The sequence below is a fragment of the Tropicimonas sp. S265A genome, from assembly GCF_049800835.1.
Classification (GTDB): Bacteria; Pseudomonadota; Alphaproteobacteria; order Rhodobacterales; family Rhodobacteraceae; genus Dinoroseobacter.
This window is the reverse complement of sequence record NZ_JBNAFU010000007.1, coordinates 68127-81531: the sequence shown is the minus strand read 5'-3', so window position 1 is coordinate 81531 and position 13405 is coordinate 68127. Positions and strand designations below refer to the sequence as shown.

General features: G+C 63.4%; 14 protein-coding genes. 2 read left to right on the top strand and 12 right to left on the bottom strand.

Features of this window, described 5'->3' with window-relative positions; all coding sequences use genetic code 11:
* Position 1: 1 nt before the first annotated feature.
* The 7 genes from ACP15N_RS15805 to tyrS form a co-directional block, all read right to left on the bottom strand.
* Complete coding sequence (locus ACP15N_RS15805; RefSeq protein ID WP_425093293.1) at positions 2-1258, bottom strand: tetratricopeptide repeat protein; 1257 nt, start codon at positions 1256-1258, stop codon at positions 2-4.
* Positions 1255-2106, bottom strand: a complete 852-nt coding sequence (locus ACP15N_RS15800; protein ID WP_425093292.1) for a transferrin-binding protein-like solute binding protein — start codon at positions 2104-2106, stop codon at positions 1255-1257. Before ACP15N_RS15800 ends, ACP15N_RS15805 begins: the two co-directional genes overlap by 4 nt.
* A 196-nt stretch (positions 2107-2302) precedes the next feature.
* The gene (locus ACP15N_RS15795) at positions 2303-3106 is read right to left on the bottom strand and encodes a transferrin-binding protein-like solute binding protein (RefSeq protein ID WP_425093291.1); all 804 of its coding nucleotides are present in this window, start codon (positions 3104-3106) and stop codon (positions 2303-2305) included.
* A 182-nt stretch (positions 3107-3288) separates the two neighbouring features.
* Positions 3289-4476 carry a peptidoglycan DD-metalloendopeptidase family protein gene (locus ACP15N_RS15790; RefSeq protein WP_425093290.1) on the bottom strand — a complete coding sequence of 396 codons (1188 nt, stop codon included), beginning with the start codon at positions 4474-4476 and terminating at the stop codon, positions 3289-3291.
* 132 nt (positions 4477-4608) lie between these two features.
* Positions 4609-5250 carry a protein-L-isoaspartate(D-aspartate) O-methyltransferase gene (locus ACP15N_RS15785; protein WP_425093289.1) on the bottom strand — a complete coding sequence of 214 codons (642 nt, stop codon included), beginning with the start codon at positions 5248-5250 and terminating at the stop codon, positions 4609-4611.
* The gene (gene surE / locus ACP15N_RS15780; RefSeq protein ID WP_425093288.1) at positions 5250-6035 is read right to left on the bottom strand and encodes a 5'/3'-nucleotidase SurE; all 786 of its coding nucleotides are present in this window, start codon (positions 6033-6035) and stop codon (positions 5250-5252) included. Before surE ends, ACP15N_RS15785 begins: the two co-directional genes overlap by 1 nt.
* A gap of 152 nt (positions 6036-6187) precedes the next feature.
* Complete coding sequence (tyrS, locus tag ACP15N_RS15775; protein WP_425093447.1) at positions 6188-7441, bottom strand: tyrosine--tRNA ligase; 1254 nt, start codon at positions 7439-7441, stop codon at positions 6188-6190.
* A 50-nt stretch (positions 7442-7491) separates the two neighbouring features.
* On the opposite strand from tyrS, the gene ACP15N_RS15770 reads away from it, so the two are divergent.
* Positions 7492-8580, top strand: coding sequence for an anhydro-N-acetylmuramic acid kinase (locus tag ACP15N_RS15770; RefSeq protein WP_425093287.1), 1089 nt, complete (start codon positions 7492-7494; stop codon positions 8578-8580).
* Positions 8581-8598: 18 nt separating this feature from the next.
* Here ACP15N_RS15770 and ACP15N_RS15765 read toward each other — a convergent pair whose 3' ends face one another.
* The 3 genes from ACP15N_RS15765 to ACP15N_RS15755 are packed head-to-tail and all read right to left on the bottom strand — an operon-like array spanning position 8599 to position 10293.
* Complete coding sequence (locus ACP15N_RS15765; RefSeq protein WP_425093286.1) at positions 8599-8970, bottom strand: hypothetical protein; 372 nt, start codon at positions 8968-8970, stop codon at positions 8599-8601.
* Positions 8967-9389, bottom strand: a complete 423-nt coding sequence (locus ACP15N_RS15760) for a cupin domain-containing protein (RefSeq protein WP_425093285.1) — start codon at positions 9387-9389, stop codon at positions 8967-8969. The genes ACP15N_RS15765 and ACP15N_RS15760 overlap by 4 nt, the downstream gene beginning before the upstream one ends.
* 7 nt (positions 9390-9396) lie before the next feature.
* Entirely contained in the window at positions 9397-10293 is an 897-nt protein-coding gene (locus tag ACP15N_RS15755; RefSeq protein ID WP_425093284.1) for a DMT family transporter, read from the bottom strand.
* 353 nt (positions 10294-10646) lie between these two features.
* Here ACP15N_RS15755 and ACP15N_RS15750 point away from each other — a divergent pair, with 353 nt between their 5' ends.
* Positions 10647-11468: a spondin domain-containing protein gene (locus ACP15N_RS15750; RefSeq protein WP_425093283.1), complete on the top strand. Its 822-nt coding sequence runs from the start codon at positions 10647-10649 to the stop codon at positions 11466-11468.
* A 104-nt stretch (positions 11469-11572) separates the two neighbouring features.
* Here the strand turns inward: ACP15N_RS15750 and ACP15N_RS15745 are convergent, their stop codons facing one another.
* Positions 11573-11920: a hypothetical protein gene (locus tag ACP15N_RS15745; protein WP_425093282.1), complete on the bottom strand. Its 348-nt coding sequence runs from the start codon at positions 11918-11920 to the stop codon at positions 11573-11575.
* A gap of 193 nt (positions 11921-12113) precedes the next feature.
* A complete protein-coding gene (gene eno, locus ACP15N_RS15740; RefSeq protein ID WP_425093281.1) occupies positions 12114-13388 on the bottom strand; it encodes a phosphopyruvate hydratase in 1275 nt (424 codons plus the stop codon).
* Between the last annotated feature and the right edge of the window lie 17 nt (positions 13389-13405).

The window sequence follows — 13405 nt, the reverse complement described above, 5'->3', positions numbered from 1 at the left end:
TTCAGAACCGGCTTTCGAAGCCGAACCTCACTCCGCTTTCGCGGTAGCTGAACGCGTCTATCCCCGATTTCGTGCGGCGTGCTTCCAGCGTGAGAAACGGGGAGAACCCGCCTGCGAAGAACAGGTCGTTCTTCTCAATCCTCAGGGCGGCTTCGATGCTGTCTTCGTCGGGGTTGCCCGTGAGCAGCGGGGACGGGTTCACGAAGCGGCGCTGTTCCAGCAGAAGGCTGGGGCGCAGGGTAAATCCACCGCGAACGTCAAGCGATGCGAAAGCGCGCAGGCCGTAGCGGCGCGTATCTTCCAGCGGATTGTCGACGTTCTGACGCTCCGCCAGTATTTCCGCCCCAATGCTGCCCCGGCTCGAAAACGGGCGTTGCGTGCCCAGAACAGCGAAGACCAACGTGCCGTCGAGACTGTTGTCGCGCTGGTGCGAAATCTCTGACCCGCGCAGCACACCGAACACTGTTTGACCTGTCGCAAACCGGCGCTCCGCCTGCACGGAGATACCAAGGCGGTTTTCTGTATGACGGCCCGCGTTGAAGCGGCTGAAACCTTCGAGTGCGGCGCCATAAGTCACTTGAGGTGCGGCGCGCAAGATGCCGGTTCTAAACCCTAAAATGGTTTCATCCAGTTCACTGCCCGACGCCTCCACCCCGTTGAGCGACAGCGTTCCGAACAGTGATCCGAGCGCGGTGTCCGGGCGGAATGTACCACGCGGCGCCCGCATGGTGGCCTCCAGCGCGTATTCGAGGCCCGGACGCGTGGTGTCGTCGCGGTTCAATGTGAAAGGCAGCGGCCCGAACCCGAAGTCGAGGTCGAGCGTGTCGCTCTCAAAGTCCCTGCTTTCGCCAACCTCTGTCAGGGCAATCTCGGCGGCCCATTCAAAACCGCGCCGTGCGTCGATTTCGCGGATGAAGCCCAGCACGTTTTGCCGGACAGGTGCGGGCAGGTCGCCCGACAGCGCGACAAGGAACTCCGCGCGGGCACGCCCGTACTCTCCTGCCGCCAGGTAGGCGCGCCCGAGTTCCAGCCGCACGCGCGTCAGGCTGGGGTCACGGGCAAGAATGGCAGTGAAGTATTGAACCGCCGCCGCGCTGTTTCCGGCGTTCAGGGCTGACAAACCGGCCCGGAAAACCTGTTCGATCTGAGCAGGGTCGTTCAGGTCCGGCGCAAGGCTTTGCCCGTGCACGGGAGCGGCCAGCAGAAGAACGGCGGCAATCGCCGCGCGTGCGCGCCGTCTCAGCCCCGCCAGGTTCACTGATTGGCGCCGAACGCGCCGAAATAGTTTATGCCTGATCCTGTTGCCCGAAAGGTGCCACCGACCTCCTCGGCGTCAGGTCCGTAGAATCGGCCATCGACAGATCCGGTCAAGCCGGTCGTGTTGATGGTGGTTTGGAACCCGTTGCCGGAAATCGTGCCCGTTGACCCGAAATCAAGACTAGAAGACAGGTCCACAGCGCCGCTACTGCCAGCGTTCAACGGACTTCCGATCGTTCCGGTGCTGACCATTGTGACCGACTTGAAATCGGGCGTGTTGACCTGAACGCCGGATTCGGTGGCGAAGCTGGTGCCGCCAACCTCCGCAAATCCGAGGGACAGACCCGAGTAACTGGCGCTGGTTCCTTCTGCCGGAATACTGGCCGACGGTGTCGTGTCGCCGTAAGATGCCACACCGAGGGTCCCGTTGGACACGGCGATGGTGTTGCCCCACGCGCCGAGTGACTGGTGTTCGAAACCGACGGCCTCGGGGTTCACGATCACGGCAAATTCCCTGCCATCCTGACTGCGGAACGTGGTGGTCAGTGGTCCGACCTGCACCGTGTCTCCCTGGGCGACATCAAAGCGTACGACGGAGGACGGGTTGTTGGACGAGGCATCGATTTCGAGTGCCACCGGTCTTCCGTCGTCTGTTGACAGGGAGACCGTCACCGGATTGCTGCTGGACGGAGACCCGATGCTCAGATTTCCGCTGCTGTCGACGACCGTCGCTGTCGTGACCGCACGCCCGCCGAGCGGGGATCCGAAATCCGCGCCGCCGGATCCATCGCATGCCATGAGCAAGCCGGTTGCGGCCAATGCTGCGAATGTCTTCAGTCCGTGTGTCACTGCCGTATCCCTCGATCCTGCGCGCACGAGCGTTTGTCCGCTTCTGGCGTGTCGTTGCCTCTGCACAAAACATTAATGAAGGCTGTTCAGGGGATCAACGCTGTGCGGATTATGCACCGGTTTGAAATCCAAAACCGTGGTAATTCGGGCTCAATCCCCTGTTTCCCGGCGCTTTTTGAACTCTGTCGCGCCACCCCTAGCGCCGCGCGCCGAACGCACCGAGGTAGTTGATGCCGCCGCCGGTCGCGCTGAAGGTGCCGCCCACCTCGGCCGCGCCGGGGCCAAAGAACTGGCCATCCGCGGCGCCGGAGATTGCGCTGGTCGTGCCCGAAATCGGCGCGGAGAAGCCAATGCCAGCGACCGCACCGCTGCCGGTGAAATCCAGCTCCGGCAAAGGCGTCTGGCCTGCGGCTGCGGGGCCGATGTCGAACCCGCCGGTATTTGTGCTTGTGATCGTCATGGTGTCGAAATCGGTCGTCACGCCAAGGTCGGAAACGGTGACATATGCCGTACCGCCCGGGACGCTCGCCGTGCCAATCGAAAACCCGTTATACGTGGCCGTGGTGCTGCCGGCTGCGGGGATGTCCGATGCCTGTGACCGGGCACCATAGCTGCCCGCTCCGACCGTTCCGGCGTTTGCGTTCAGACCGTCAAACCATGCGCCGAATGTCTGATATTGATACCCGTAAGAGGCCGGGTCGATCACGAGAACCTCGCTGTTGCCGCTGGCAGAGACGAACAACACCGTGCCGGCCATGTGGCTGATGCTGCCGCCCGTGCGTTCTTCGATGATAATGTTGAGGCCGGGCCGGTCCAACTGGAGTGCGACCTGATCGCCGGCTTCGAACTCCAAGATGGTATCGCTCAGCGCAGAACCGGACGGTGCGCTGATCGTGACATTGCCGGTCACGCTGTCGACGCTGTAGGTTGCGTCGATCGCCTCTCCGTTCAGTTGGACCTGTCCCGTGCCGGGCACATCCGCAAAGATTGTGAATTGCAAAACACCGCCGAAGCCCGTTCCGCTGCCACTGCCCCCCCGCCACAGGCGGCCAGCGACAACGCGCTGCACACCGCAAGCCCGACCCTGATACTCGCCATCACGCCACCCTCGTTCACCGCACGTGATCCGTGCCGTGGCGAGGTTAGGCCCAGGGCATGAAACATGCACGGCTCGAAAGCGCGCTAGTTCAGGTAGTCAAGGGGGTCAACGCTCTCAATTCCTTCACGAATTTCGAAGTGCAGGAACGCCGGGTCACCCGGTGCAATGGCGGCGATTTGTTCGCCGCGGGAAACCTTGTCACCCTTTTCAACCTGAATGTCGCCGACATTTGCATAAACAGTCAGCAGGTTGTCCGGGTGGCGCAGCACGAGGATCGGCACCTGGTCGGTATCGCGGGTGATGGCTGCCACCTCGCCGCCACTGGCGGCCCGAACCGGCGTACCCGCGTTGGCGGCAATGCCGATGCCATCGTTTCGGCCCTTGTCATAGCTGCGGATGATCGACCCTGTCACGGGCATCGCGAAGCTGGACGTGTCTGAGGCCGCGGTCTGGAACTGGTCCATCTCGGGCGAGGCGGGGGCGACGGCGGCTGGTTCCGGTCGGGGCAGGGGTTGCGAGGCCGAGGGCGGGACCGGCGTAGCAGACCCTTCGCCGGGAGCTGTTGGCGCAACCGCCGCTGTGCGCGTGTCCTCTTCGGGGGCCGCGGTGGTCACCGGGATCATCAGAACCTGGTCGTCGCGTACCGCCAGATCGGGCCCAAGCGCGTTCCAGTCAGCCAGGGCGCGCACGGACACCCCGTAGAGACGCGCGATGGAGTAGGCGGTCTCCCCCGGCTGGACCCGGTGTTGGAGGGGTTGTGTTCCTTCTTCAAGTCGCGTCACCCGTACATCTGATTGACCGGCTGCCGGAAGCTCTGAGCGTTCGATCGCGCCGCCCGCGATGGCCGCAATGTCGGTCGTACCACCCACCGGCGCTGCCGGATCGGCCTCGACCCGGGTGGGCAGGGCCAGCAATTCGCCGGGCCTCAAGGGAACATCCGGTTGCAAGCCGTTGAAGCGCGCAAGCTCCGTGCCCGAAATGCCCAGCCGGTTGCCGACGCTCAGCGCCGTGTCGCCCGACTGCGCCACGACGACCTGATAATCGTCATAGGAAATCACGCCGCGCGCGTCCGGTTCCGGGCGCGGTGCGGTCGGAATGGCCCCGGTGGAGGTGGAAAACGACCCAAAGAGGTCGTCTCGCATGTCATAATCGATTCCCGCCGTGTCGCAGCCCGCGATCGCCAGAACAGCGACCAGCGAAGCAGCCCCGAACCGGCGTCTGCGTGTGCGTTCGAACCCTTTGCCGGGCCCGGTGTTCGATGTGGTGTGCATTGCTCTGCCTCTGCTCTCGTCCACCTGCGGAGGTGGTGCCCATCTTAACTTGGCCTGCTAAGCCGTGCCTGTGTCGTCCTTTTTCCACGAGCATCGGCGTTCTAACGTGCCGTAAGTCCGTGGTGCCGGAGATCAGCGGTCGGTGGCGAGGCCCTCCACGAGGGGGACGAAACGAACGCTTCGCAGTTCCTCGTAATCGTAGCCCGTTTCTGTGCGCGTGACCTTGATCAGGCTTTGCACAGCGTCCGACTGCCCTACCGGCACAACCATGATACCGCCGATCCGCAATTGCGCCAAGAGCGGACCGGGCGGATCTTCTGCGGCGGCGGTTACGAGGATACGGTCGAAGGGGGCCTGATCCGGTAGTCCGAAGGATCCGTCGCCCGGCATGACGGTGATGTTGGTCAACCCCAGTTCCGCAAAGCGGTCCTCTGCGCGGCGCGCGAGTTTGCGGTGCCGGTCCACTGTCCAGACCCGGCGGGCCAGTTGGCTGAGGATCGCGGCCTGATAGCCGGAGCCCGTGCCGACCTCCAGCACATGATCGCGCGGACTGATCTGCGCGGCCTGCGTCATCAGGCCAACGATCGAGGGCTGGCTGATCGTTTGCCCGCAGGCGATGGGCAGCGGAACATCCTCGTAGGCACGGCTGGCAAAAACCCCATCCACGAAGAGGCCACGGTCGATCTTTTCCATGGCCTTGAGCACTTCGGCATCCCGCACGCCCTTGGACCTGAGGGCGAAGACGAATTGCATGATCTGCTCCGCAGAGGGCATCAGTCAAACGCGGCCTGAAGCGCAGGCAGAAGGTCATGCGCGGTCAGGTCGGCGCGCATGGGCGTGACCGAGATGTACCCGTCCATATTGACCGCGACGTCGGTGTCCGGCGCGGCTGCCAGATGCTGCGGGCTGCCCTTGACCCAAAGGAACCGCCGACCTGCCGGGGAGGCGTGCGCCTCCACCGAGAAATGCGCGCCGTGTCGCGCGCCCTGGGGTACGATGCGCGTGCCTTTGACATCGGCGGCGGGAAAAGGCGGGAAGTTCACATTGTAGAACGTGCGGTAGCTGTCACCGGACCAGTCACCCTTGGCCAGCAAGGTGCGGATGACCTGCGCGCCGTGCATGCGGGCGGCTTCGAACGGGTCGGCGGCACGCGCAATCTCGGGGCCATAGTATTGCGACAACGCAATTGCCTTGTGCCCCTGAAGCGCGCCTTCCATGGCCCCGCCAAGCGTGCCGGAATAAAGCGCGTTCTCGCCCGAATTGTTGCCGCGGTTCACGCCGGACAGGATTAGATCCGGTGCCGCGTCGGTCATGACGTCATAGAGGCCCGCCATCACGCAGTCCGCCGGGCTGCCTTCGGCCGCGAAACGGCGCGGGTCGAGTTCCGCGATCATTGTCGGGTGCGTGTAGCTTATGCAATGGGCAACGCCCGATTGCTCGAAGGCCGGAGCTACGATCCAGACCTCGCCGTCGGGGCCTGCGATGTCCTGCGCGATCGCTTCGAGTACCGCGAGGCCGGGCGCATTGATGCCATCATCATTGGTGACCAGAATGCGCATGTGTGCCCCGTTGGTAACGTTGTTGCTGTTGGATTCCTGTTAGCGACAGCCAGCGCGGGCGGCAAGGGGGCGTGCCAGCCTTGACGCACCATATGTGACATCTGCCGGATTGCCGCCGGCGGGAACACGTACGGACGTGACCGGGGCGGCGGTCAGTCTGCGAGGACAACAAGCGCGTGGCGTTTCTTGCCCGCGCTCAGTTTGATCGGGGTCGCCAGGGCGGCAGCGTCGATCATGGTGCCCGCGTTGGTCAGCGGTTCGTCGTTCATCCGTGCGCCGTTTTCCGCAATCAGCCGTTTGGCTTCCTTGCCTGTCTTGGCAAGCCCTGACCGGGTGATCAGTTGCACGATGGAGATCCCGTCGCCCAAGTCTTCTGCCGTCAACGTAAGCGTCGGCAGGTCGCCACCCGCGCCCCCCTTTTCGAACACCTCGCGGGCGGTGGCCTCGGCGGCGGCGGCCGCATCCGCGCCATGCAGCAGGGTTGTGACCTCGTTTGCGAGGATGATCTTGGCGGCGTTGATCTCGGATCCCTCCAGCGCGCCGAGGCGGTCGCACTCCGCGACCGGCAATTCGGTGTAGAGCTTCAGGAACCGGCCCACATCGGCATCGGTCGTGTTGCGCCAGAACTGCCAGAACTCATAGGGGCTGAGCATATCGCCATTCAGCCAGACCGCGCCGCCCTGGGATTTGCCCATCTTGCGGCCATCCGACGTGGTCAGCAACGGAGTGGTCAGCCCGTAGATCTCCGTCTCCAGCACGCGTCGGGTCAGGTCGATCCCGTTGACGATGTTGCCCCACTGGTCCGAGCCGCCCATCTGCAGCAGGCAGCCTTGACGCCGGTTGAGTTCAAGAAAGTCGTAGGCCTGCAGGATCATGTAGTTGAATTCGAGAAAGCTGAGCGACTGTTCGCGGTCGAGCCGGGACTTGACGGACTCGAAAGACAGCATCCGGTTGACTGAGAAATGCCGCCCGATATCGCGCAGGAAGTCGAGGTAATTCAGCCCGTCGAGCCACTCGGCATTGTTCAGCATCAGCCCGCCTGTGGGACTGTCACCATAGTCGAGATAGCGCGCGAACACCTGTTTCATCGCTGCGATGTTCGCGTCGATCTGCTCTGGCCCCAGCAAGGGGCGTTCATCGGACCGAAAGCTCGGGTCACCGACCTTGGTGGTGCCCCCGCCCATCAGCGTGATCGGGCGATTGCCGGTTTTCTGCCACCAGCGCAGCAGCATGATGTTCAGCAAATGCCCAACATGCAGCGACTGCGCCGTTGCGTCATACCCGATATACGCCGTCACCGGGCCCTTCAGCAGGTCCTCGTCAAGGCTCTGCAAATCGGTGCAGTCGGCCAGAAAACCGCGCGCGATGATGGTGCGCAGAAACTCGGATTTGGGCTGGTAGGTCATCGCCATCTCGGGTCATTGTGGTGCTGGCAGGGTCTATATCGGGGAGCGGCATGAAGGGAAAGCGACTTTGGGCGCTGGGGGCGATGTCCGGCACCTCGCTGGACGGGGTCGATGCGGCGATGGTGCTGACCGATGGGCGCGCCGTGTTCGAGACTGGCGCGCAGGGCTACCGCCCGTATACCGACCCGGAACGCGCCGTGCTACGCAGCGCGCTTGGCGTGTGGGACGGACCCGAACCGGGCGCAGCCGCTCCCGTGGTGTTGGAGGCGCATGTGGCCTTGCTGTCCGGGTTCGAACGGGCGGAAATTGTCGGATTTCATGGCCAGACCCTTGCCCATGATCCGGGTGGGCGCGGAACACTGCAGGTCGGCGATGGCGCGCGCCTCGCCGAACGCCTGGGCCTGCCGGTGATCTGGGATTTTCGCAGCGCGGATGTCGGTATGGGCGGGCAGGGCGCACCGCTTGCGCCGTTCTACCACCACGCCATAGCGCGGCATGCCGGGCTGACCGCGCCCGTGGCGTTCGTCAACCTTGGCGGGGTTGGGAACCTGACCTGGGTTGATCCGACCAAGGAGGATCCGGCGGACACCGGCGCGGTTCTGGCCTTTGACACTGGTCCTGCCAACGCGCCGATCAACGACCTGATGCGGGCAAGGCGCGGTCAGGACCACGACCGGGACGGGCTGCTTGCCGCGGACGGGCGGGTCGATCAGGACATCGTCAGCGCGTTTCTGGAGCGGCCCTGGTTTTACAAACTTCCGCCGAAGTCTCTGGACAGGAACGACTTTCATGACCTTTTGGACAAGGTGTCAGGTCTGAACGACCCAGATGCCGCCGCTACGCTGACGGCCTGTGCCGCCGCGGCCGTCGCGGCGGGGCTGGCCCTGTGCGAGATCAAGCCGGAGCGTGTCTTCCTGTGCGGCGGCGGGCGCAAGAACCCGGTGCTGAAGGAGATGATCACGCTCTATGCTGGGGCGCCGGTAGAGGATGTCGAAACGCTCGGCTTCGATGGTGACATGATCGAGGCGCAGGCGTTCGGGTATCTGGCCGTTCGCGTTTTGAATGGTTTGCCCACATCGGTCCCGGGCACTACCGGCGTGCGTGCGGCGGTCGGCGGCGGTGTGGTCAGCCAGCCCTGACTTGCGTGTACATAGGGCCTAAAGCCCACACCGGCTGTTTGGCAGGCGCTGCACCCGTTCGCCCGCGAATACGGGGTGATTGAGGCGCTGCACGCAAAGCGTGGCCCCGTCTTGCAGTCCCATGATCGGACGCGCACGCATCACCGTGATCCTGCCCGAAGGCAATGCGATCCTGTAGTCGATCGTGACGCTGTCGTCGCTCGCCGATTGGCTGTGCGACAGGATGGTTGCGCGTTCCGGCCCGAGAGGGCGCCACTCCACGACAAAGAACAGCACCAGCAGCGCCATGATACACAAGCCTGCGCCGCCCCATTTGAGCGATGCCTTCCGACGCTCGCGCCGCAGCAGGCGGTCCAATCGCTCTTCCGGCGTTTCTTTGTCTTCGGTCATCGCGGGATATCGAAGCCCGGATCCGCGAGGGTAAAGCCGGCAAAATCAAACCCCGGCGCGACGATACACGTAACCAGCGTGTACGCGCCGGTCGTGGCTGCGGCTTGCCACTGGTTGGCGGGCACAAGAATCTGTGGTCTTCCAGTCGACAAATCCCCGCTTAGTACGTGATCTTTTGCGGGCCCGGCCTCTGTTGGCGCGAGTGAGAGGGTCAGCGGCGCTCCGGCGTGCCAGAGCCAGATCTCGTCGGCGTCCACCTTGTGCCAGTGCGAGGACGTCCCGGCCTGAAGCAGGAAGTGGATCGCTGTTGCGCAGGGGCGTGCGCCCCTTTTGGCCGGGGCGCGGTAGGTTTCACGATACCAGCCGCCCTCCGGATGGGGGGCAAGGTTGAGATGGGCAATGATCTGATCAGCGGTCATCTTGCCGTTATACCGCAGGAGGGGCGGCGCGTAAGGTCCGGCCTTCGCGCCAGATAACGTAGAGGCCCGCCGCGATCGTGACCGCAATGCCGAGCGTTGCGAGCGGCCCGGGCAGGTCGTTGAAAATCAGCCAGCCGAAAAAGGTTGCGATCGGAATTTCGAGGTATTGCATCGGCGCAAGGGTCGCGGATGGCGCGTAGCGCAGGCTCCAGGTCATGAGCAGGTGCGCGACAGTGCCCACAAGACCCAGCAGCAGAAGCAAGCCCCAGATCCGAGCGCCGAAGGTCGGCAGCGCGGTCCAGGACCCGTCGAGTGCCACGAGGCCCATCAGCAGCCCACCCGCGATCAAACCGCTGAACGCTTGCAGCGGTACCGCATCGATGTGTTTCGCGACACGACGCGTGACCAGCATGAACAAGGCGAAGGCGAGGGCCACACCAAGCGGTAACAAGGCGGCTGCGCCAACCTCCGCAAAACTGGGTTGGATCACCATGAGCGCCCCCGAAAAGCCCACTGCGCAGGCGATCAGGCGGCGCGGTCCGACCTCTTCCCCCAGGAACAGGCTGCCGAGCAGCAGGAGAATGAACGGCATTACGAAGGCGATGGCGACAGCCTCTGCCAGCGGCAGGAAGAGAAGCGACGTGAACATCAATCCGACCCCCAGAATGTGCAGCGCAGCCCGCAGGATGACGAGCCCCAGCAACGCGCGGGGTGGTCTGATCGCGACGCCGCGCGCACGGCACATCGGCCAAAGCACCAAGGCTTGCACCCAGAAGCGGATCAGCATCAGAAGCGCAAGCGGCACGACCGGCCCCAAGATCTTTGCGATACTGTCCCCCAACGGCGCCAGGACGCAAAACCCGAGCATCAGCAGGATACCGAAAAGGGGACGATCAGGTGTCATAGGGGCTTGGGCACGGTGGCCCTCCGTTGGGGTCGGGATGAACGGCGTCGGACAGACGCGCGGTCGCGTCGGCCCCGCAGGCTTACCCGGTCGCCATGCGCCACCGCAACAGCAATGGGACGCGCGCCTTTCTTTCCCCACCAGCCCGGACATGCGCGCCTTGAGCGCCCAATAAACGGGCAGCTCACGGTGGATCACGGCAAAATAGAATTAACGTTACATGAATAAAAACAGTGGCTTAACCTTATGTCGCGCGAGCGTGAACGGCCGTTGGATTGTTGCATGGGCCGGTCTGCTTCGGGATGCGCACGACATCCCGTGAGAGGGTGTCGATTTCAACGGAGAGCAAAAATATGAACGTCTTTAGCAAGACACTTATTTCAGGGATGGCCCTTGGACTGACTGCAGGGGCCGCGCAGGCCAGAACAATAGAGGTCACCATCGAAAACCTGAGCGGGACGAACGGGTTGTACCTGACGCCGTTTCTGGCCGTGTTTCACGACGGGACCTATACCGGGTTCCAGGTCGGCACCGCCGCATCCCCGGAGCTGGAGGACATCGCCGAGGAAGGGATCGTTGGTGGCGAGGTGGCGCGGATCGACACCCTTGGTATCGGCGCCAGGACCGCCGTGGCCACGGGGCAGCAGGGGTTCGGGTCCGTGGCGGGGCAACCGCCCGTTCTCGATGCCGGAGAGGCTACCTCGTTCCTGATCGACCTCGACCCGATGGCGAATAGCTATTTTTCCTTCCTGTCGATGGTGATCCCCTCCAACGATACGTTCGTCGGCAATGCAAACCCGCTTGCCTACGAGTTGTTCGACGCCAACGGGGAATTCACGAACCTCGCGACCATTCTCGTGGATGGTGACGATGTCTGGGATGGCGGGACCGAGGAAAACGACGGTCTTGGGGCTGCATTCTCAGCCGTCGGTGGAACGGCCACCGACACGGTCGGCGGTGTCGTGACGTCCAGCCCGTTGGATTTCCTGTTCGGGCAACCGACCGTGGCCGGGTTCACTGTTGACGGTGCGGATGTTGGTCCGGCGTTGGCTGCGATCAGCTTCAACGAGGTGGTCGCGCCAGTGCCGTTGCCCGCCGGCATGGCGCTCATGCTGGGCGGTCTGGGGGTTCTGGGCTTTGCAGGGCGCCGCAGCCAGCGCGCGCCAATGGCCTGACGTCCGCGCAGCGCGCCAAACCGCCCGCCGGCGGAGCGCTGAAAAGTCAAGATGCCCTCGGCTCCGAGGGCATCTTGTTGCTATGGGCTTCGTTTCCGAACCGCTCAGCCGCCAATGACATAGGGTTGCGATCTGCTGCCATCGCGCCGGTTGAAAACAACCGCACCGTCCGACATCGTGGGCGTGCTGCAGAATTCGCGGCCCGTCAGTCGGTCCGGTGCGGTATAGGTACTGCATATTTCCGTCGCGCTGGCCTCGTATGTACCTGCAATGGCCTCTCCGCCAAGAGTGCCCCCCACGGTGCCATCCGCGTTGAAGAGGAACGTTGTTCCATCCGCGCCGACGAGGCTCTTGCCTACCAACGGGTCGGCTGCCGTCGGTTCCGACGGCCCGGGAGTGTCGCACGCGCTCAAGACCAGCGCGCCCGCGAAAATCAGTGCAAATTTCTTCATGACCATTCCCCTTTTATCCAAAGTCCCGCGCGCGTGGTTGCCCCACGCACGCGAGCGGAAACGATAAAGGTGCAAGCGTTTCTTGCGCAAGTCATTGTCGTAAAATGATTTTTTCTGCGCTGCCGCGCGAAGCGCTTTGGATCCATGAAAAAAGAGGCCTCTCGGCCCCTTTCTTCGCAGGTCACGACTTGTTTCAGCGCAGGATGGACGATCCGGCGTAAACTGCGGCTTCGCCAAGCTCTTCTTCGATCCGGATCAACTGGTTGTACTTTGCCAGCCGATCAGAGCGCGCCAGCGACCCCGTCTTGATCTGTCCGCAGTTTGTAGCCACCGCCAGATCGGCGATTGTGGCATCCTCGGTCTCGCCCGAGCGGTGAGACATGACGCAGGTCATCTTGTTGCGATGGGCCAGATCGACCGCCGCCAGCGTCTCGGTCAGGGATCCAATCTGGTTGACCTTGACCAACAACGAGTTGCCGCAGCCTTTCTTGATGCCTTCGGCAAGCCGCTCGGGGTTGGTCACGAACAGATCGTCTCCGACCAGTTGCACCTCAGCCCCCAGCGCATCGGTCAGCAGTTTCCAGCCTTCCCAATCATCTTCGGAACACCCGTCCTCGATGGAGATGATCGGGTAATCATCCACCAATCCGGCCAGGTATTCTACATTCTCCGCTGACGTCAGCGATTTGCCTTCGCCTGCAAACTCGTACTTGCCATCCTTGAAGTACTCCGTGGCCGCACAGTCGAGTGCGAGGTAAATGTCTTCACCCGGTGTGTAGCCTGCCTTTTCGATGGCCTTCAGGATGAAGTCGAGCGCTTCGCGGGTGGAACTCAGGTTCGGGGCGAAGCCGCCTTCGTCGCCGATCCCCGTGCTCAAGCCCGCGGCGGAAAGCTCTTTCTTCAGAGTATGGAAGATCTCGGACCCCATGCGCACAGCTTCGGCAATCGAGGTCGCGGCGACCGGCATGATCATGAATTCCTGGATGTCGATCGGGTTGTCCGCATGCTCGCCGCCGTTGATGATGTTCATCATCGGAACGGGCAGGGTACGTGCCGAGGTACCGCCCACATAGCGATAGAGCGGCTGACCGGTCGCCTCTGCCGCGGCTTTTGCGGCGGCCAGCGACACGCCCAGGATTGCGTTCGCGCCCAGGCGTGCCTTGTTGGGGGTGCCGTCCAGTTCGATCATCGTGGCGTCGAGACCGACCTGATCGGTCACGTCTGCGCCCACAAGGGCTTCGGCAATCTCGCCGTTTACAAACGCCACGGCCTTGCGGACGCCCTTGCCGGAATACCGCGCCGCATCGCCATCGCGCAGCTCGACCGCCTCGTACGCCCCCGTGGACGCGCCCGAGGGTACTGCGGCCCGGCCTATGGTGCCGTCCTCCAGTGTGACGTCGACCTCAACCGTGGGGTTGCCACGGCTGTCCAGGATTTCGCGGGCAAAAACATCGATGATGAGGGACATGGGACGCGGTCCTTTCC

Excerpts from the sequence above, each read along its gene's own strand:
- ACP15N_RS15790 (WP_425093290.1), bottom strand. The coding sequence starts at position 4,476 with ATGCACACCACATCGAACACCGGGCCCGGCAAAGGGTTCGAACGCACA.
- ACP15N_RS15785 (WP_425093289.1), bottom strand. The coding sequence starts at position 5,250 with ATGCCCTCTGCGGAGCAGATCATGCAATTCGTCTTCGCCCTCAGGTCC.
- surE (WP_425093288.1), bottom strand. The coding sequence starts at position 6,035 with ATGCGCATTCTGGTCACCAATGATGATGGCATCAATGCGCCCGGCCTC.
- tyrS (WP_425093447.1), bottom strand. The coding sequence starts at position 7,441 with ATGACCTACCAGCCCAAATCCGAGTTTCTGCGCACCATCATCGCGCGC.
- ACP15N_RS15770 (WP_425093287.1), top strand. The coding sequence starts at position 7,492 with ATGAAGGGAAAGCGACTTTGGGCGCTGGGGGCGATGTCCGGCACCTCG.
- ACP15N_RS15765 (WP_425093286.1), bottom strand. The coding sequence starts at position 8,970 with ATGACCGAAGACAAAGAAACGCCGGAAGAGCGATTGGACCGCCTGCTG.
- ACP15N_RS15760 (WP_425093285.1), bottom strand. The coding sequence starts at position 9,389 with ATGACCGCTGATCAGATCATTGCCCATCTCAACCTTGCCCCCCATCCG.
- ACP15N_RS15755 (WP_425093284.1), bottom strand. The coding sequence starts at position 10,293 with ATGACACCTGATCGTCCCCTTTTCGGTATCCTGCTGATGCTCGGGTTT.
- ACP15N_RS15750 (WP_425093283.1), top strand. The coding sequence starts at position 10,647 with ATGAACGTCTTTAGCAAGACACTTATTTCAGGGATGGCCCTTGGACTG.
- ACP15N_RS15745 (WP_425093282.1), bottom strand. The coding sequence starts at position 11,920 with ATGAAGAAATTTGCACTGATTTTCGCGGGCGCGCTGGTCTTGAGCGCG.
- eno (WP_425093281.1), bottom strand. The coding sequence starts at position 13,388 with ATGTCCCTCATCATCGATGTTTTTGCCCGCGAAATCCTGGACAGCCGT.